This window comes from Enterococcus sp. LJL51, assembly GCF_054871795.1.
On sequence record NZ_JBTXLW010000005.1, the window covers coordinates 198,282 to 219,125 of the forward strand.

General features: G+C 40.9%; 15 protein-coding genes and 1 other annotated feature. Of the genes, 4 read left to right on the forward strand and 11 right to left on the reverse strand.

The features are described from left to right. Positions 1–507 precede the first annotated feature (507 nt). From eno to ACYSNQ_RS07470, 11 genes are all read right to left on the reverse strand, one after another. Positions 508–1,806 (reverse strand): phosphopyruvate hydratase, encoded by a 1,299-nt coding sequence (gene eno, locus ACYSNQ_RS07420; RefSeq protein ID WP_426082263.1) that lies wholly within the window; start codon positions 1,804–1,806, stop codon positions 508–510. 160 nt (positions 1,807–1,966) lie between these two features. Further along, on the reverse strand, positions 1,967–2,722 hold the full coding sequence (gene tpiA, locus ACYSNQ_RS07425; protein WP_426082264.1) for a triose-phosphate isomerase: 756 nt from the start codon (positions 2,720–2,722) through the stop codon (positions 1,967–1,969). Positions 2,723–2,882: 160 nt separating this feature from the next. Then, on the reverse strand, positions 2,883–4,076 hold the full coding sequence (locus ACYSNQ_RS07430) for a phosphoglycerate kinase (protein WP_426082265.1): 1,194 nt from the start codon (positions 4,074–4,076) through the stop codon (positions 2,883–2,885). A gap of 425 nt (positions 4,077–4,501) precedes the next feature. Further along, on the reverse strand, positions 4,502–5,503 hold the full coding sequence (gap, locus tag ACYSNQ_RS07435; RefSeq protein ID WP_426082266.1) for a type I glyceraldehyde-3-phosphate dehydrogenase: 1,002 nt from the start codon (positions 5,501–5,503) through the stop codon (positions 4,502–4,504). A gap of 38 nt (positions 5,504–5,541) precedes the next feature. Then, a complete protein-coding gene (locus ACYSNQ_RS07440) occupies positions 5,542–6,579 on the reverse strand; it encodes a sugar-binding transcriptional regulator (protein WP_426082267.1) in 1,038 nt (345 codons plus the stop codon). Positions 6,580–6,956: 377 nt separating this feature from the next. Next, positions 6,957–7,832: a YitT family protein gene (locus tag ACYSNQ_RS07445; RefSeq protein ID WP_426082268.1), complete on the reverse strand. Its 876-nt coding sequence runs from the start codon at positions 7,830–7,832 to the stop codon at positions 6,957–6,959. Between the two features lie 524 nt (positions 7,833–8,356). Further along, positions 8,357–10,126 carry an aspartate--tRNA ligase gene (gene aspS / locus ACYSNQ_RS07450; RefSeq protein ID WP_426082269.1) on the reverse strand — a complete coding sequence of 590 codons (1,770 nt, stop codon included), beginning with the start codon at positions 10,124–10,126 and terminating at the stop codon, positions 8,357–8,359. Positions 10,127–10,343: 217 nt separating this feature from the next. Next, complete coding sequence (gene hisS / locus ACYSNQ_RS07455; RefSeq protein ID WP_426082270.1) at positions 10,344–11,642, reverse strand: histidine--tRNA ligase; 1,299 nt, start codon at positions 11,640–11,642, stop codon at positions 10,344–10,346. 147 nt (positions 11,643–11,789) lie between these two features. Beyond that, positions 11,790–11,999 (reverse strand) — a binding site (T-box leader). 123 nt (positions 12,000–12,122) lie between these two features. After that, positions 12,123–13,433, reverse strand: a complete 1,311-nt coding sequence (locus ACYSNQ_RS07460; protein ID WP_426082271.1) for a PTS sugar transporter subunit IIC — start codon at positions 13,431–13,433, stop codon at positions 12,123–12,125. A 3-nt stretch (positions 13,434–13,436) separates the two neighbouring features. Beyond that, positions 13,437–15,824 (reverse strand): glycoside hydrolase family 9 protein, encoded by a 2,388-nt coding sequence (locus ACYSNQ_RS07465; RefSeq protein ID WP_426082272.1) that lies wholly within the window; start codon positions 15,822–15,824, stop codon positions 13,437–13,439. Then, positions 15,817–16,785 (reverse strand): ROK family protein, encoded by a 969-nt coding sequence (locus tag ACYSNQ_RS07470; RefSeq protein ID WP_426082273.1) that lies wholly within the window; start codon positions 16,783–16,785, stop codon positions 15,817–15,819. The genes ACYSNQ_RS07465 and ACYSNQ_RS07470 overlap by 8 nt, the downstream gene beginning before the upstream one ends. Positions 16,786–16,971: 186 nt before the next feature. Between ACYSNQ_RS07470 and ACYSNQ_RS07475 the strand changes: the two genes are divergently transcribed. From ACYSNQ_RS07475 to ACYSNQ_RS07490, 4 genes are all read left to right on the forward strand, one after another. Beyond that, positions 16,972–18,033, forward strand: coding sequence for a LacI family DNA-binding transcriptional regulator (locus tag ACYSNQ_RS07475; protein ID WP_426082274.1), 1,062 nt, complete (start codon positions 16,972–16,974; stop codon positions 18,031–18,033). Continuing rightward, positions 18,033–18,839 carry an HAD family hydrolase gene (locus tag ACYSNQ_RS07480; RefSeq protein ID WP_426082275.1) on the forward strand — a complete coding sequence of 269 codons (807 nt, stop codon included), beginning with the start codon at positions 18,033–18,035 and terminating at the stop codon, positions 18,837–18,839. The genes ACYSNQ_RS07475 and ACYSNQ_RS07480 overlap by 1 nt, the downstream gene beginning before the upstream one ends. A gap of 66 nt (positions 18,840–18,905) precedes the next feature. Next, entirely contained in the window at positions 18,906–20,006 is a 1,101-nt protein-coding gene (locus tag ACYSNQ_RS07485; protein WP_426082277.1) for an SIS domain-containing protein, read from the forward strand. 304 nt (positions 20,007–20,310) lie between these two features. Next, positions 20,311–20,682, forward strand: coding sequence for a YxeA family protein (locus tag ACYSNQ_RS07490; RefSeq protein WP_426082278.1), 372 nt, complete (start codon positions 20,311–20,313; stop codon positions 20,680–20,682). Positions 20,683–20,844: the final 162 nt, after the last annotated feature.

Sequence of the window (20,844 nt, forward strand, 5' to 3'; positions counted from 1 at the left end):
TAGAAGTGACAGTGAGATGAAAGCCATCTACTGCGCCAATATTCGACTTTTTTCCATTTTCAGCAGATTCGTATTTTCAAATCATTCTGACTATATCTCTGCAACACCAGTGATTGCTGCTATATAAAAATCAGATTTACAAAAATGTATTCGTGAAAATAGAAAAACGCTACTCCTATATTTACTTCACTACCAGGTTGATATATCCTTTAAAAGAAAACTTATTAAATCATAGTCATCATATGAAATACTGACAGTATAAAAATTTTTTTCACCTTCTTTTATTTAAGATTCAGCAATTTTTTACTTACCAACAGACAAAGCTCTGTTGCCTATATTGAGAGTCCTCTCACATCACGATTCAGCAAATATTCTTCTAACAATTCACTTAACAGCACAAAAAAACACTACCTCTCCTCTAAATTTTATAGAGAAAAGATAGTGTTTTATGTTTGTAATTCATTTAATTAAACCAAACTACAAACATCCCTTTTATATCAAGGATTCTTATTTGTTTTTAAGGTTGTAGAAAGATTTCAACCCTTTGTATTCAGCTACATCGCCTAATTGGTCTTCGATACGTAATAATTGGTTATATTTTGCAATACGGTCAGTACGTGAAAGAGAACCAGTTTTGATTTGTCCAGCGTTTGTTGCAACTGCGATATCAGAGATTGTAGAATCTTCAGTTTCACCTGAACGGTGAGATACAACAGCAGTATAGCCAGCTTCTTTAGCCATTTCGATTGCTTCAAACGTTTCAGTTAAAGTACCGATTTGGTTTACTTTGATCAGGATTGAGTTAGCGATACCTTTTTCGATACCTTCAGCTAATTTAGTTGTGTTTGTTACGAATAGATCGTCACCAACTAATTGAACTTTGTCGCCTAAAGCAACAGTTAATTTTTTGAAACCATCCCAGTCATTTTCATCTAAGCCATCTTCGATTGAGATGATTGGGTATTTCGCGCATAATTCTTCGTAGAATGCGATCATTTCTTCAGTTGTTTTTTCGCCTTCGCCTGAATCAGCTAAAACGTAAACACCTTTTTCTTTGTCGTAGAATTCAGAAGAAGCAGCATCCATAGCAAGAACGATATCTTTACCAGGTACATAACCAGCTTTTTCGATTGCTTCGATGATTACTTCGAAACCTTCTTCATTTGAACCAAGGTTAGGAGCGAAACCACCTTCGTCACCTACAGAAGTAGCTAAACCGCGAGCTTTTAAGATTCCTGCTAATGCATGGAATACTTCAGCACCATAACGTAACGCTTCTTTAAATGTAGGAGCGCCTACAGGCATGATCATGAACTCTTGGAAGTCGATACTGTTATCAGCATGAGATCCGCCGTTGATGATGTTCATCATTGGAGTTGGCAATACTTTTGTATTGAATCCGCCTAAGTAGTGGTATAAAGGTACTTCTAGGTAATCAGCAGCAGCACGAGCTACAGCGATAGAAACACCAAGAATAGCGTTAGCACCTAATTTACCTTTGTTAGGAGTTCCATCTAATTCGATCATTGCTTTATCAATTGCCATTTGGTCACGAACATCGTAGCCAATGATTGCTTCAGCGATGATGTTATTAACGTTGTCAACTGCTTTAACAACCCCTTTACCTAGGTAACGAGATTTGTCGCCATCACGTAATTCAACCGCTTCGTATTCACCAGTTGAAGCTCCAGATGGAACCATTCCACGGCCAAAAGCTCCGCTTTCAGTGTATACTTCTACTTCGATTGTTGGGTTACCGCGTGAGTCTAAGACTTCGCGTGCGTAAACATCAGTAATAATTGACATGTTTTGTCTCTCCTTTGAGTTTGTTTTATACTAAGGGGATTCGAGCTCCCTTAATTATGATTGTAGTGAATAATCCTAAGCTATGCAAACATTTTTTGCGTATTTCATAAATTATTCGATGAATCTTCGATTTATTGCGTATCTTAATTATAAGTCTGTTTTATTTAACAGCCTCTAACAATGCTAAGAATGAATCAGCTTCAAGACTTGCTCCGCCGACTAAAGCACCGTCAACGTTTTCTTTTGCCATATATTCAGCAATGTTTTCTGGTTTTACAGAGCCGCCGTATTGGATACGAACTGCTTCTGATACTTCTTTACCGTATAATTTTTCTACAGTTGAACGAACAACACCACAGATTTCATCCGCAATGTTGGCATCTGCAGATTTACCAGTACCGATTGCCCAGATTGGTTCATAAGCAATAACTAAATTACTAACTTGTCCATCTGTTAAGCCTTCCAATCCAGCAGTGATTTGACCTTCAATCCACTCAGCAGTTTTTCCTGCTTCATAGGTTTCCAGAGATTCGCCGCAACAGAAAATTGGAATCATGCCGTTAGCAAAGATTGCTTTGGCTTTTTTATTGATTTCTGCATCAGTTTCATGGAAATACTCACGACGTTCTGAATGGCCGATAATTACATAGTCAACACCTAAATCAGCCAATGCCGCAGGAGAAGTTTCTCCTGTGAAAGCACCTGATGTTTCCCAGTAGCAGTTTTGAGCTGAAATTTTCAAATCAGTTCCTTTTGCCGCTTCAACTAACTCTTGTAAAAATAATGCAGGAGATCCAATGACAGAATCTACTTTATCATTTGTAGGAATCTTCGTTTTTACTGCTTCAGCAAAGTCTTTTGCTTCTTTAGCGTTCTTATTCATTTTCCAGTTACCAGCGATAATTGGTTTACGCATCTAAAGACACTTCCTTTTCTTTTAATATCCAGCTTTTATTATTATCCAGCTTCTCGATTCAACCGCCTCGGCAAATAGATAAAATTAAACTAAACACTTACTTTGACTTTAGTTAATTTTCCTAATTTGCTCTGAGTTTAAACGAATCTTTCAGCTTTTATTATTTATCGTTAATAGCTGCAAGTCCTGGTAAAGTTTTACCTTCAAGCAATTCCAAGCTTGCGCCGCCGCCAGTTGAAATATGTGTGAATTTATCAGCAAAGCCTAATTGGATTGCAGCTGCCGCTGAATCGCCACCGCCGATGATTGTTGTTGCATCTTCAAGATTAGCGATTGCTTCACAAACCCCAATTGTTCCTTTAGCAAAGTTGCTCATTTCAAATACGCCCATAGGTCCGTTCCAGACAACTGTTTTCGCACCAGCTAATTCTTTTGTGAACAGCTCGATTGATTTAGGTCCGATATCTAAGCCCATGTAGCCCTCTGGAACAGCTTCTCCATCAGTTACAACAGTTTCAACATCATTGCTGAATTCATTTGCGCATACAGAATCGATTGGCAATACTAGTTTGTCGCCAGCTTTTTCAATCAATTCTTTAGCCAAAGTCACTTTATCTTCTTCTACTAGTGAGTTTCCGATTTCAATGCCTTTTGCTTTGTAGAATGTATAAGTCATTCCACCGCCGATAAGGATTTTATCTGCTTTAGAAATTAGATTTTCGATTACGCCGATTTTATCCGACACTTTCGCACCGCCTAGGATAGCTATGAATGGACGTTTTGGTGCTTCTACTGCTTCACCGATGAATTTGATTTCTTTCTCCATCAGGAAACCAGCTACAGTTGGAATACCAGTTGATGCAATTCCAACATTTGAAGCATGTGCACGGTGAGCCGTACCAAATGCATCGTTGACAAATACATCGCCTAATGAAGCCCAGTATTTACCTAATTCAGCATCATTTCCGCTTTCTTTCTTACCATCAATATCTTCAAAACGAGTGTTTTCAAATACTAAAACATCGCCGTCTTTCATGTTATTTACTGCAGCTTCCAGTTCAGCTCCGCGTGTTTCAGGAACAAATGTTACTGGTTTGCCTAATAACTCACCTAAACGTTCAGCAACTGGTTTTAATGATTTACCAGCTTTATCTTCTTCCGTTTTCACACGACCTAAATGAGAGAAAAGAATTGCTTTTCCGCCGTTTTCAATCACATATTTAATTGTCGGCAGTGCTGCTACAATACGGTTGTCATTCGTAATCACGCCATCTTTCAATGGTACATTGAAGTCCACACGAACTAATACTTTTTTGTCCTTTAAATCTACATCTTTGATTGTCTTTTTAGCCATTCGTAAATTTCCCTCCTGTTTGTATATAAACCCTATTACAGAAGCAAGCAATATATGTGTACCTGCAATCTACTACCGCAGAAAAAGGCTGCTCTTCATACATAGTAGCTTCTAAAGAATTTATATAGTTAGTATGTTTACGGCAGAAAACGCCCAAAGGTTTTCTCTGTCGCCGTCTATTTTACCACTATTTATGATTTTCATAAAAAGAAAAGCGGAACGCATAGAGCTAGACTACATGGCTAGCTCATTTTTCAGAAATCATTTTTCTGTAAAAACGATTTAAAAATGAGTCCTACTCTCGTACGCATATTATTCTACTAGAAGCTCCTGCAACAGTAGAACTAACAAAAAGCGGAGAAGCGCGTTGCTTCCCCGCTTAATATTCTCTGCATTTCTGTTAAGACGAATGTCGAAACCAGAAATTATAAGTTAGCGAAGTACTCTAAAGTACGAACTAATTGTGCAGTGTAAGACATTTCGTTATCGTACCAAGCAACAGTTTTCACTAATTGTTGGTCGCCAACTGTCATTACTTTTGTTTGAGTAGCATCGAATAATGAACCGAAAGTCATACCTACGATATCAGAAGATACGATTTGGTCTTCGTTATATCCGTAAGATTCGTTAGCAGCTTTAGCCATTACTTCGTTTACTTCTTCAACAGTAACTTTTTTGTCAAGAATAGAAACTAATTCAGTTAATGAACCAGTAGCTACAGGAACACGTTGAGCAGCTCCATCTAATTTACCGTTCAATTCTGGAATAACCAAACCGATTGCTTTAGCAGCACCAGTTGTATTAGGAACGATGTTTTCAGCAGCGGCACGCGCACGACGGAAGTCTCCGCCTGGGTGTGGTCCGTCAAGAGTCATTTGGTCACCAGTGTAAGCGTGAATTGTAGTCATTAGACCTTCAACAACACCAAAGTTATCTTGTAAAGCTTTAGCCATAGGAGCTAAACAGTTAGTAGTACATGAAGCACCTGAAATAACTGTTTCTTTACCAGTTAAGATATCATGGTTAGTGTTGTAAACGATTGTTGGTACGTCATTTCCACCAGGAGCAGAGATAACAACACGTTTAGCACCAGCTTTTAAGTGTAATTCAGCTTTTTCTTTTGAAGTGAAGAATCCAGTACATTCAAGAACGATGTCTACACCTAATTCGCCCCATGGTAATTCCTCTGGGTTACGGTTAGCAAGAACTTTAACTTCTTTACCGTTAACGTTGAAAGATCCATCATGAACTTCAACAGTTCCGTTGAAACGTCCTTGAGTTGTGTCATATTTTAACAAGTGAGCCAACATTTTAGCATCTGTTAAATCATTGATTGCTACTACTTCGATTCCTGCTACATCTTGGATACGACGGAATGCTAAGCGTCCGATACGTCCAAATCCATTAATACCTACTTTAACTGTCATTAAAGATTTCCTCCTTATGAAAATCAAAAATTTTTATTTTAAAGGGTTGCCCCTTTTAAAATCTCATTTGCTGCGGCTTCATCTGTGATAAGCCACGTTTGTTCTGGCGCATTTTTCATATATGCCCGAATGGCCTTTGCCTTCAATTTTCCTCCGGCAATTGCTACAACATAAGGAATACTTTGTACATCCTTCAGCTGCAGACCAATTCTTGGAATCTTATACACTACTTCTCCTTCTTCGTTAAAGAAATAGCCAAAAGATTCTGCTACAGCATTTTTTTGTTTCAGCATAATCATTTCTTCATCGGACATTTTTCTCCGGGCTGCCATATGCAGCGCCCTTCCAATACCGTGAACAACTCCATTGGAGCGGCTGATTAGCTCTAAAACTTCTTGAATAGAAGGTTCCTGAAGCAAAGAATCATACGTCTCTTTACTCAGCTGCTCGGGGATATACAACGCCCGATGCTGCCCCCCAGTGTTATGAGCCATTACTGCACTCACTGAGTTGGCTTGAACGGTCAGTGCTTCTCCGATGCCTCCTCTTGCAGGAACAAACAGATTGTGTCTTGTCTCAGTTTCAAGAAGACCCATGTGCTCAGCGGCCTGAGCCATTGTTGTTCCGCCCATGACGGCAATCACGTTGTTGCCCTCAGGTAAAAGCATGTCCAGCGAATGCGTCAGTACTTCGCCAAATTCATCTAATACCTTGCGCTGATTATCACTGTTTCCGGCAATTACGATACAGCGCTGAATACCAAAAAGCTGAGCAATTTCGATTTCAATCTGTTGAATACCGAATAGGAGATTCATCATCTTTTCAAGTCCCTGATAAACGTCCATCCCTTTTTCAGTCAAGGTCATACCGCTTTTAGATGACTGAATTAACTGGAGCTGCTTTAGCATATCCGTTTCTGTACGTAAAACACGTTCAGTCAATCCCATACTTTCAGAAAGACTTTTTCTGCCGATTGGCTGCATCCAGTAAATGTTTCGCAGAATATGGTATCTTTCCTGCATTACATCAAGCATATCTGGAGCAACTGCCTCAATCATTTTCAATTCTTCCAGCATGATGGATTCCTCCGTTGGTCAAAAAATGTCCAAGTAAGACTAAAAACGACCTATGAACATTAAAAAAATAATCTAGCTACTCAACTTCTTTCAGTTAAATAGACTTTTTTTAACCTCACAAAGTAATTCTAGCAGTTTTCATAGTTCTTTTCAAGGAAAAGAACTCACTTTTTTTTGCTTTCATACATTTTCTTTCAGAGTGAAATTTTTCTGAATATTTTTACATTTTCAAAGCATTCTTAATAATAGATAAAAGCAGATAAAACGGAGATAGCCGCCACTGCTATTATGTTTCAAACCTCCAAATTTAAGCCGGCTCATTTCATTCTATTTCTCTGAGCCGGGTCCTTTAATCCCGCGTTCACTCCAAAACGCTGTTATAACTCTTCCTCATAAAACCGTCCTAAAATTTTGACGTTATCTGAAATACTAACGAAGGCTGAAGGATCTGCCTTTTTCATCGCTGATTCTAATGCCGGTAGTTCAAAGCGTGTCACAACTGTTAATAAAACCGTCTGTTTGTCGTGCTTATAAGCCCCCTCTGCCTCGTGGATGATTGTAATTCCACGACGCATTTTCCCTTGAATTTCATTAATTACCGCATCTGGATTTTTAGTGATGACCATTACCTGCATTTTCTTTTGCTTAGTATACACAGCATCAGTTACTTTACCACTGACAAAAATGGATAATGCGCTGTAAAACATATACTGCCAGCCAAATAGATAACCGGCTACAAAGACAATCAATGCATTAAAGTAAATTGAAATTGAGCCGACAGAACGACCTGTTTTTTTACGAATTGTAATACTGAAAATATCTAATCCGCCAGACGATAGACCATTTTTCAAGGCAAACCCGATTCCTGCTCCCATCACACCGCCGCCAAAAATAGCGCAGATGATTGGATCCGTAGACAGCACAGTCTGGGGAACAATCTGCATGAAAATTGACGTCAGAGCTACAGTGATAAATGTAAAGATAGTAAATTTCTTGCCTATTTTCAGCCATGCCAGAAAGAACAGCGGCAGATTTAAAGCGAATAATGTAACAGAAACCGGTACATTAAATCCAATCAGTTTGGTTGAAAGTGTGGTCAGAATTTGTGCTAATCCGGTAATACCGCTGGAATAAATATTTCCCGGCTGATAAAAAAAGTTCATAGCTACAGAAGCTAAAATTGCATACACAATCGATACGGACAGCTTTGTTGTGTAGTCGTTAACTGGTATATCAGCAATTGTTTTTTTCATATATTATCTGCCTCTCATCTATATTGCATTTTCTCCAAAGAAAATAGGACATAGTCTTCTACCCTGAGAAATAAGGCGGGTACAACGAAATTGTCACGAAAGACTGGACAGGAATCAAGGAGCTGTTGATTGATACCTGTCTAAAGCGTTCTTTCATTTTCAGTATGATTCGACTTATTTTTTTGAGGAAGTAGCCCCTGAAACGCTGTTTATTCGATTTTAGGTAATGGGAGTATGGTACTGTCTCCCCCTAATCTTGGTCCATTAAAAATCATTTGTCTCCAAAAATCAGATATTTGTGTAATTTCCACACACGCTCTAAATAGGATTATATATATTATACGAAATTTTCTTAATAATGAAAGAAGATTATCTGCGTCTATAAAAAACTTAAAGAGTAGTCCAGTAACTGTTTCGATTAATACCCGTTGCCTCCTTTTTTACATTCATCCCTGCGGCAGTTAGCTTATTTATATAAAAAAACAAGAGACATCCCGCGAACGGCGTGATGTCTCTTGGTCTATTTACTCATCTACTGCTGTTACGTCAAGATTCAGTTCGAATAACTGAAGCGGAGATACTGTACTTGGCGCGTTATTCATTGGATCAGCCGCTTTACCATTTTTAGGGAAGGCAATCACTTCACGGATATTTTCCTCACCAGCAAGCAACATGACCAAACGATCCAATCCTAAAGCAATTCCCCCATGAGGCGGGAAACCGTAGGAAAGTGCATCCAGCAAGTAGCCAAATTGCTCTTGGACAACTTCAGGCTCAAGTCCTAGCGTTTCAAACATTTTCTCCTGCAGCTCACGCTGATAGATACGAAGAGAACCTCCGCCCAGCTCATAACCGTTCAATACAACGTCGTACGCTTGTGCGTAAACCTTCTCCGGTGCTGTAGCAAGCAACTCAATATGCTCCTCACGCGGCAGCGTAAATGGATGGTGCGCAGAGACATAGCGTTCCGCATCTTCATCATATTCAAATAGCGGCCAGTCGACAACCCACAGGAAGTTGAATTTAGATTCATCAATCAAATTCAGCTCTTTCCCCATACGTGTACGGATAGCTCCTAAAGAGGCGGCAACGATTCCCGGAGTATCTGCCGCGAACATCAGCAAATCACCCACCTCAGCGTTAGTTACTTTAATCAGCTCATCAGTAATTTCTGTTAAGAATTTGGCAATTGGTCCTTTCAGACCGTCTTCTTCTACCTTCAGCCAAGCCAAGCCTTTAGCGCCAAACTGACTCACATACTGCCCTAAATTATCCATATCTTTACGAGAGTATTTGTCTGCAGCTCCTTTAGCATTCAGTGCTTTTACCTGTCCGCCGCTTTGCAGCGCCATTTGGAACACTTTAAACTCAACATCCTTAACAACTGGCGCAATATCAATCAGCTCCATATCAAAGCGGGTATCCGGCTTGTCACTACCGTAGCGTGCCATCGCTTCATCATAGCTAATACGAGGAAACGGCAGCGGCAGCTCTACACCTTTAGCTTCTTTCATTACCTTAGCCAGCATCTCTTCTGTCATTGTCTGAATTTCTTCAGCAGTCAGAAAGGTTGTCTCAATATCCACCTGGGTAAATTCCGGCTGACGGTCACCACGCAAGTCCTCATCACGGAAACAACGAACGATTTGATAATAACGGTCGAAGCCAGCACCCATTAATAACTGTTTAAAGATTTGCGGCGACTGCGGCAATGCATAAAAATGCCCTGCATGTACTCTTGAAGGAACTAAGTAGTCCCGTGCCCCTTCAGGAGATGATTTGCCTAGATAAGGTGTTTCTATATCCATAAAAGAACTGTCATCTAAATAATGACGAATTGATTTAGTCACTTGATGGCGAAGCTTGAAGTTCTCAGTCATCGCCGGACGGCGTAGATCAAGGTAGCGGTACTTCATCCGCAGCTCGTCGTTGACATTATTGTCATCTTCAATCAGAAACGGCGGTGTTTTTGCCTTATTAAGAATGGTAATAGCTGTTGCCATAACTTCAAACTCACCTGTCGGCATTTTAGGGTTAATCGCATCTGCATCCCGATAGCGGACTTTCCCGGTAATTTCGATAACGTACTCACTGCGGCATTTGTCTGCAATTTCCCATGCTTCTTTTGAATGTTCAGGGTTAAATACAATCTGAACAATCCCTTCTCTATCTCTAAGGTCGATAAAAATGACGCCGCCAAGATCCCGGCGTTTCTGAACCCAGCCCTTCAATACGACTTCTTTATCAACTAATTCCTTCGTTACATTTCCACAATATACTGTTCGTTGTACCATCATCATTCTCCTTTTCATTTGAGTTGAACCTGCGTTTGGGACATAAGTTAATGCCTGGACTCTTCTTTCTCTAAAATCTGAATAAACGGTGTTCCAAAAGTAGCTCTCTCGGAAATATGCCGAACTATCTCAAAAATATGAAAAGCTATTTTCGGATAATCCGTCTTATTTCTCGGAGCAAAACACTTTTGTCTCAACCTCTTTCAAAAATATCAGTTTAATCAAACATCACAGTTGTCATCTCATCATAAACTTCACCAAAATTTTCATAGATATCAGTCAGCTTGAACGGCTTTTCTTCCCGGCTTGCCATTCCTTTAACATTCACGATTCCTTCTGCAAGCTCGCTTTCACCGATTGTCAGAACCAGTTTGGCATTTAGCTTCGCTGCCGACTTAAATTGAGCCTTTGGTTTACGATTCATAAAGTCACGGTCAGCTGAAAATCCGAAATTCCTCACAGCCTGAACCAGTTTTAATGAAGCAATATTGGTTTCTGCTCCAATGCCCACAACATAGACATCTAATTCATCAATTTCCGGTAGTAGGATTTCCTCAGCTTTCAAGGTTAATAAAATCCGTTCAATTCCCATCGCAAAACCAAAACCAGGTGTTTCCGGTCCGCCCAGCTCTTCCACCAGACCATCATAACGTCCGCCCGCACAGACAGTTGACTGTGCACCCATACCAGGGGCTTCACTCATAATTTCAAAAATTGTCTGTGTATAGTAGTCCAGACCGCGAACCATATTTTTATCAATTGTATAAGAAATTCCCAACTCATCAAGCATATCTGTCACTGTTTCAAAATGTGTCTTTGATTTCTCATTCAGATAGTCCAATATTGAGGGTGCATCTTTAACGATTGCTTTATCTTTTCTATCTTTACTATCCAGCACTCTTAGTGGGTTTTCATGAAGGCGGCGCTTAGAATCTTCACTCAATTCATCTGCTTTCGGCTCAAGATAATCGATTAATGCCTGACGGTAAGCTGCACGGCTTTCTTTATCTCCTAAAGAATTGATAACCAATTTGATTTGATTGACACCAAGCTGTTTGAAGAAATCCATAGCCATAGCCATTGTTTCCACATCAACTGCAGGATTTTCACTGCCAAAGGCTTCTACCCCAATCTGGTGAAACTGACGCATACGTCCAGCCTGAGGCTGTTCATAACGAAACATTGGTCCGATATAATATGCCTTATACGGCTTCGCATATTCAGGTCCAAATAGCTTGTTTTCAACAAATGCCCGAACAATTGGCGCGGTCCCCTCCGGCCGTAAGGTAATGTGGCGGTCCCCTTTATCATAAAAATCATACATCTCTTTTGAGACAATATCTGTTGTATCACCTACACTGCGTGAAATCACTTCATAATGTTCAAAAATTGGTGTGCGAATTTCCTGATATTGGTAATCCCGGAAAAGGAGACGGGCTGTCTCTTCAATAAATTGCCATTGCTCTGTTGTTCCCGGCAATAAATCACTTGTGCCCTTCGGCTTTTGATAGTTCATTGATTGTTCCTCCATTCATTCTTTTCCTCATTAAATCTAACTATCGGTTTTATCATTTATCAGCATATTAGGATTTATTCAGTGCTGACTTCTTCTGATGCAGCTGAAAGCTGTCTTACAGAATAAAAAAATCCGTCCTTGTATCACTACAAGGACGGATGAATAATCATACGTGGTACCACCTAATTTTGAAAGATTGCTCTTTCATCTCAACGATTAACGCTCGCAACGGAATGGCTTTTCCTCCATTCATCTCCGGAATGTCTTTCAATCGTCTCCTTGAAGCTGCTTTCAGCCAGCGGCAGCCTTCTCTTGTACATAGGATTCAAGATTTACTCGTTCCTTCTTTGACTTTCAATATTATATATAAACTACTAGAGATTTTCATGAAAGTCAAGAAGAAATTCTCTGAATTTTATTAACCGAATACTCGCTACTTCATCATTATCTATAGTATACTATCTGATTCTTCCAGCTGGATTATGCCTTTTCTTCCATTTTATTGGAAAACATAACAAACGGCATGTAAATGAATGTACCTGCGACAATGATTACAATCTGTAAAATAGCTGCCCGGAAATCTCCTGCTGTTGCTAGATATCCGGATAAAACTGGAGGTGTAACCCAAGGAATAAGAATATAGGTCGGATTTACCAGCTGCAGACTTGTTGCAATATAAGCTAGTAAGGTAGATACCATTGGTACGATACAAAATGGAATTGCATAAACTGGATTAAACACGATTGGCAGACCAAACATCATGGGTTCGCTGATATTAAATAGACTAGATACACCGCCCAGCTTAGCAATCATCCGTTGATCTTCTCTTTTAGAAAACAACAGCACCGCGATAACCAGACAAATCATAGTTCCACCGCCGCCCATATAAACATACGCATCAAGGAATGGTTGTGTAACAATATTCGGTGCTGCCGAACCAGCATTGATTGCTTCCACATTCTGCTGTAGTGATGTCAGTAGGATTGGACCAGAAATAGCACCAAAAACAAAAGCACCATGAATACCAAAAATGAATACAAAGGTTGAAAGAAAAACATATAATAAAATTCCCGGAAGCGTTTGGAAGCCGCCTACTAGTGGTGCCTGTAAAATATTGACAATGATTTCCGGTATAGTCAGACCAGTCACCGTGCGCAGTACAACCTCACCGATAGCAAAAACACTTATTGTCAGAACAGCTGGGATTAAGCTGTTAAAGGATTTTGCGATTGCTGGCGGTACGCTTTCAGGCATCTTTATTTTCAAACGGTTATTTGCCGATAATTTTGTGACCATTGGCACACTGATTAAGGCAGCCAGAATACCTAGCAACATGGCAGAAGCACTTGTAAAGGTTTGCGTTAATGCACCGGATGTCTGAATCTCTGTTCCATCAAAGCCAGTAATATTAATTACGTTTGGCACAAGTGAAACATAGCATGCTAAGGCGATGATTCCTTCTAACGCACCATCTGAATGATAAGAACGAGCTAAACGAACACCAATTAGAAACGTTACCATTAAGCCTAAAATTCCAAGTGTGCCATTGTACGCCTGCAGACAAATTTCTGAAATTATTTCTCTGCCGGGAATCCCGCGCAGAAGTCCTGTATTCTCTGTCAAGAGTACATTATTCACCAGCAGGAAAAATGCTGCTGTAATAGTAATTGGAATCGTTGTAGCAAAGGCATCACGAATAGCTCCGATAAAACGATTGCTTGCGACTTTATTTGCATATAAAGCAATTTTTTCCCCTAAAGCTTCTTTGTTAAAAGCGCCGTCTTTCATCATGTGTTATTCCCCTTTTCTATTTTCAAATTTGATTAACTCTGCTGTCAATGATAGCCATTTCCCCGCTATACCAACCCAGACTTCCTTATAGGTGGCATTGTTAAACTGGGGCCAGTACGGCTGGTCCTCATCGCCAAAGGTCTGCATCCCAACCGGCATCTCTCCTGTCAATTCTCCTGAAGAAACAGAATACTGCTGTGGATAGTTATAACCTTCACCATATATCATCGATTGCCCAAATGGATTCTTACCTACCATCCATTGAAGCTGCTGATGCCCCATATCTACTAATTGCTGCTTTTCCAAAAGACGTCCCATCACTGCTGCACTTTTTCCCATTGAGAGCAGAATGCCATTGTTGCCGCGGAAGGAGAACCAGACAGGAAAGCGTTTTACATATAACCCTTCACCAATTTTTATTCCCTGCTGCAGCTGCTTTTGATAGCTGTCTTCTGCTTCTACGTCCACAAGTAAATGCTGTTTGTAAAAGCTTTCTTTTTCCTGCCACTCGTTCTCTTTATAGACACCGCTGGCATACATTGGATACGGATCAGTAAACTGACCAAGATATGCTAGATATCCTGCATACTCTTCTGCCCGCTCCCGCCATTCAGCAGAGTGTTGGTTGCCTACGACAGCTAGTACCTCTTCAAACGCCTGAGCATAGAGGTGCTCTCTCGCCTGATGATTGAAATGCTGAAAAACCTGATGACGTTCATCTCGATAAAACATTCCTTTCAAAATAGTGCCGTCATCTAACTGGATTCCCTCATGCTCCTGACATTCCAGAAGCTCTTCAAACCAGCCCGTCATTTGTTTGTAATAACTGCTGTCCGCTGTCAACTGATACATCAGCGCTGCAGTCCAAGACATCGTTGCTAAAAATCCGCTTTTAGACATGCTGTAGGTATGCTCCCAAAAGACAGGTTCATGCTTAAAGCCTGTTTGTTCAAATCCAGACAGTGCATGAAGATAATCTTCCTTCACCACCTGAAGCAGCTTTTCCCTCAATACATATTCTACCGGCAGTGTTTTAATTATTTTTGCCAGTAATCCTGTAATCAGGAAATTATCATAGGGGCTGTTGTGAATTCGAGGTAGAGCATCATCCATCGTGCCAATGCGATTGTCTGTCCAACGAGTAATTCCTGCACTGGTAATCCGATCCCCACTGTCTAAACGTGTTTTCAGGATAAAATCAATGCCCCACTCGCCTTCCTCCAGCAGCCGCAGATACAAGGATTCATTTTCCTGCACCGCTTCTGCGGCTTCGAAAAGACTTGCCGTTACTTCCGCAGTCTGGACCAATTGCTGTGACAAATCGCCAGCATCATGCCAGCCGCCGCTGAAATTGACTAACGCTCCTTTATACTCCACTGTCAAATCCTCATGACAAGTTCCATGGATACCATGTATAGGACAGCCGCAGCGCTCACAGAAAATAAAGTTTAAGGATTTCCAGATAGACGCTTCTTTCAGCGCAGTTACCTGACCAATTTGAAACGGCTGAGTCCTTACCTCACCAATTTGAAGATAGTATTCACCTTCATTTTGAACCTCTGAAAAGTCTAGCAAGCCAAATCGACCATTTTCTGTTTCAGCTGTTTGGATGTCCCCTTGGAAGACGATAGCTCCGGTTTTTGAATCGTTTAATATAAACCCCATTTCAGAAAAATCATCCCGATTAATAATAGCTGTTTTCGTAAATTGAGGATGATAGCCGATATGAGAAAACACAATTTCCCTATTAGGAGCCTGCCAGCCCTTGGCAGAAGTACTATGTTGATTTTTCTCCAAACGTACATTGCTGATGGTATAGCTTAGCTGCCCCGGAAGATTCATATAGGAACCATTTGCTCCGGAAAAAATTCGAATACCGATAACCGCTTCCCTCGGTAAATTGCTGATATCAAGCACATAGGTACTGACCGACTGTCCTTCTAAATTGATAACGTGGGTTCCTTCCCGATTGTAGATATCTGGAATCTTAATTTCACCGTCATTTTCCAGCGTAATCGTTACATAGGGATTGACGACATTCACACAAGCAGCTGAAATATCCAGTTTTATTTGGGTAAAATCCGTCCAATCTTCTCTGGTAAGAGGAAGATAAGCTTCGACTTCACCAAAGTTCACATAGTCGCCATCCTCAGGCGCCCCTTCCGCCCAAGAATCATAGCGCGTACTGCTAAACAAAGAAACTGAGTCGGAAGCGGTTTCAATCTCACCTCGCCCTCGATGCTGCCAACTGCGGTAATCATTAACTAATGCCCGCTGTGCCAGAATGACCTCTTTGTCCAGCTGCTGTTTTTCAAAGGACCAGGTTCTCTCCAAAGGAAGCGGCCGATGGATATAGCCGGAAGCTCTCAGTTCTTTTTCTAAATTATGCATTCTTTCTTTCTCCTTTCTGTTTTATAAAAACCAATGCTGCTGCTCCTTTCAAAGCCACGGCATTAGGATCAAGGGCTGTTACAGAAAAACCTTTTGTAACAAAACGGATTGTTTTCTCATTTAGAAACGTTACCAAATGATTCAAAAACCACCCGCTGTTCATCACACCACCGCCGAATACAACCGCTTCAGGATCGCTGACGCGAACCAGATTCATCGTCAATGCCGCCGCTGCCTGCAGCGCTTGATTAATTACCTTCTGTGCCAGCAAATCTTCTGCCTCATATGCTTGAATTAACGCTTGAAATGAGATCCGCTTGTTCTCCTCCTTCGCTGAAATCAGCGAACTCTCAGGATAATCAGCTGCCAGCTTCATCGTCTGATTATGCATGCCTAAACCTGAAGCAAACAGCTCTACACAGCCAGTCCGTCCGCAGGCACACTGCTCTTCACTGTTCATATCAACAACCATGTGACCAACCTCACCGGCATTGAAGTGTCCTCCTGTGATTAACCTGCCGTTTGTAATAATCCGTCCGGCAATTCCTGTACCAATATTGATGTAGACAAAATCTTTAACTTTTTTTCCCACTCCAAGCATATTTTCAGCCATGGCAGCCCCAGAAACATCGTTCGTTACCCAGCACGGCAAATGGAACAGCCCGCTTATCTCATCAGCAACAAAAATCTTTTCTGAAAGACCGGGGTGGATTTCCAGCCATTCGCCCTGTTCAGTATCAACACGACCAACTACACAAATCCCAATACCCACAAGCTTTCCGTGAAGAACGTGGTTATGTAAATAGTCTTTTATGGCCTCTTTTATTTTATCTACAGCAACCCGCTGGTTTTCTACATTCGAAGGATATTTTTCACTGGACAGAATCTCACCATTTTCGGTGACCTCCCCTACCAATATCTTTGTTCCTCCTAAATCAACAGCCAAAACAGTCTGCATCATTTTTACTCACCTCAGCAATCTGATAACGTTACCAAATAATTATATATTGATTTCGCTTACACGCTTATAATAACCTCACTCAAATACGTCTGTCAATACTTTTTAAAACATTTTAGAAACGTTACCAAAAATTCTTGATTTTTTTTCATACCTAACATACACTAAGAAGTGAGGAGGACCTTTCACATGAAAAAGAATATAACGATTAAAGAAATAGCAAAAAAAAGCGGTGTTTCTGTTTCAACAGTTTCCCGTGTTTTAAATAATCATCCATCTGTTTCTCCTGCTAAAAGAGCTAAGGTTCAGGCAATCATCAAGGAAGAAGGCTTTCAACCCAGTATGCTCGCCCGAGGCATGGTTTCAAATAAAACACGAACATTGGCAGTCGTTGTTTCAGATATTACTAACCCGTACTTCACTTCTCTTGTTTCAGAAATTGAACTTGCCAGTCAGGACCAAAACTATTCCCTGCTGCTTTTCAATACAATGACTGCAGGACACCAAAAAAAGGCAGACAGCAGCTTTACTGAGCGGGATACCTTCAACACCATTCTTGAAAAGAAAGTAGACGGGGTTCTGATTCTCGGAGGCGAAATCGACTTAGATGAACCCAATCCGGAATATCTACTGGCCTTGGAGCACTTGAATCAACAGGTGCCTGTGCTGATTGTCGGTCAAAAGCAAAAAGACTGTTCCTGCTCCTTTCTTGAACGTGATTTAGAAAAAGGTGTTTTTTTAGCCATGCAGCATTTATTAGCACTCGGCTATCGAAGGATTGGTTTTATTGGCGGAGAACCTGGCGTTAAAATTACCACTCAGAGGGTTCAGGCATTCGAAAAGGCACTTTCACTATACAGCACTTTTGATTCCTCTCTGCTTTACTTAAGCGATTTCTATACTGAGGATGGGTATCAAACCATGACAGAAATCATCCGACAAAAAGAAATGCCTGATGCGGTTCTAGCTATCAATGATCGAGTGGCTGTGGGTGCTTTTCGGGCATTGGCGGATCACGGACTTTCCTGTCCAGATGATATCGCCATTGCCAGCTGCGATAGCTTTCCAGATGGAGAGTATCAGATTCCCCGCATCACAACAATCAATCAGCATAACCAAATATTAGGACAGCTAGCCGTTAAACGACTGCTGAAGCTAATCAACGAGGAGCCGCTTGGTTCTATTGAGCTGCATTCGCCAGATTTGATTATTCGCGAGTCCTGCGGCATTAGAAAGGGTAGAACAACGTAATGGAAAAACACTTAATCTTTATGGATATCGATGGCACACTAGTTGACCGGGAACAAAATATCTCTCAGAAAACCAGAACTGTCATTACTGAGCTGCAAACCGAAGGTCATCAGTTTTATGTTGCCACTGGGCGCAAATATTCTTCGGCTCTCCAAGTCGCTCAGCGGCTAACCCTGCAAACTCAGGTTGTAGCATCAAACGGCAGTATTTACTCAGTAAATGAAACACTGCATAAAAAGCAGCTATCAAAAGAAGCACTGGCGCTAGTTTATGAAACAGTAACTGCTTGTCAGCTGCCGATGTTTTTCTTTGGAGAACATACCGTTTTTTACACAGAACAGCTGCCGGAATACTTGCAGAGAAATGATCAGTCCCGCATTGCTAATGGAGAAGAGGATTTTCTGTTCGTTGATTCTCTAGACACTTTAATGTCTGTCAGCACACGGATCGTTAACGGCATTGTCATCGCTGACGAACGGGAATCAGAACTCGATGCTATTCGGGAAATACTCTTAAAAAGTAATTTACTTTCTGTTTCCTCCTCCCATCCAAACAATATCGAGCTGATTCCCAAAGGAGTAAATAAGGCCACCGCCATCCAACAAATTCAAAAAAGCCTAGCGGTTCCTCAAAAACGGATTATCAGCTTTGGCGATGGTCTGAACGATTTGGAAATGCTGCAGGCCTCCGGCGTCAGTGTGGCGATGGGAAATGCTGTTGATCAGCTAAAAAGCCAGGCGAAATATGTAACCGGTACAAATACAGAAGATGGCATTGCCAACTTCCTAATCAACTATTTTAATTAGGACTTGCCTAAAATGATTGAGAAATGACCATTTCAGACAGTCCCTAGTACAAAGGAGTCCATGAACATGACAAAACCCACAATGCTTTCTTATATTTTAGAAGAACAGGACAAGCTGACAAACGCAATTAAAAGCTATCCTAAAAATATTGATCAGGCGATCCAAGGTCTGAGCTTAACTGCTGATAACTGGCTGGTTCTGGGAACTGGTTCCAGTATCAATGCAGCCAAAAGCGCCAAGTATTATATCGAGGCTGTTGCCGGGGTGAAGCTGGCGATCGAAGAGCCCTACAACTTTACTCATTATGAAAAAATTGATCCTGAGCTGCAGGTCGTTTTAGGTATTTCCCAGAGCGGACAAAGCACTTCAACCATTGAAGCTATGGCTAAGGTAACCGCCCATCATTCCGTTCATACAATGGCAGTTACCAGTATTCCAGACAGTGAAATCACAAAAGTTACTACGACTACATTAGATATTCTATCCGGTCGTGAACGAGTAGGCTATGTGACCTTGGGCTTTTCGGCAACTGTACTGGCACTGATGCTTTTAGGTCTTAGAATCGGTGTTAAGAAAGGCTTAATTTCCGAAGAACAAGAGCTTGCTGAATTGGATGAGTTCCTTGAATTGACCAGCCGCTTTAATCAGTCAATTGAGCGTGCGACAGCTTTCTTTGAGCAGCACCGTCAGGACTTTCAACAAGCACCGCGCTTTACCTCTATTGCCTATGGTCCTGCTGTCGGTACAGCAAAGGAAATGGAGACAAAATTTTCAGAAACCATTCGGGTTCCTTCTCAAGGGGTTGAACTTGAAGCCTTTATGCATGGACCTTATCTAGAAATCAATCCGGAGCACCGCTTATTTTTCCTTGATACGCCGGCAAGGCCTGAAATTATTGAAAAAGCAGGACTTTTAAAAGCCTACGAGCAAAAACATACTTCTCATGTCTTTACAATTTCATTACGCTCTGAGGCTGCAGCAGACAAACATACTTTAGCCCTAGGAAACTGCAAAGATGAACGCAAGGCTCCTTATCTAGCGATTATTCCTTTTCAAGTGTTCTGCTGGTATATTTCCAGAGAAAAAGGAATCGATATTACTCAGCGCATCTTTACTGACTTCTCACAAGCAGTAAAAAGCAAGACAACCGTTCAGGATTATGTATAAGTCCAATCTATAAAAATAGAATAAACTCCGTTCAAAGCAAAAATACCTTTACAATCGTTCGTCAAGGATCAGCTGTTGTAAAGGCGTTTTTGTGCTCCAAGCAAAGAAAAACTAAGCCATCCGCAGGATAGTCTTTCATCAATAAGTTTGACTTAGAAATCAACCTGTAGACGGATTTCAAAATTTCTGTACATGATAAAATAGCTCTTGTCTTACCAATACGTGTTTGAGATTTCAACGGCACACAAGAATAACTGTCTCGAAATTTTCAGCCCCCCCCCAAAGAAAGAGAGGAATTTTATTTATGAAATTAGTCAAAGGATTAGCAGGGTTACTAGCAGCAGGAGTTATTCTATTAGGAGGACTGGTTTTGTTTACCAGAAATTCTTCCGGTGAGCTTGCAGGAATCGTTGATCGTTTCAATCCCCTTGTTTCCGAAGGCGAAGTATACGTAAAAACCAAAGAAGCCGATGAGATTAACGGCTATGGAACCGCCCGGTATATCCAGAAAGCAGCTGATGAAAATGGTAAAACAAGAGAAGTCGATTTCAATGCCATTAGCGAATTAACCACTGGAAAATACTTAAAGCTGTACAACAAGGGCGCGTACATTGAAACTTACGAAGAAGTAGCCAGAGAGGCTGTCCCGGAAAAAGCATTAACTACGATTGAATAATAATAAACCACCTAAGCAAAAACTGGTTCAGCCTTTGCTTAGGTGGTTTATTTAGTTGTGAAGAAGGGCTTTTTTTGATGCATTGTGAAAGGATAAATTTGTTTAAAACTTCTCCCCCTATCAAGACTTTCCTGTTATCTATGAACATCTAACACTTTCTAT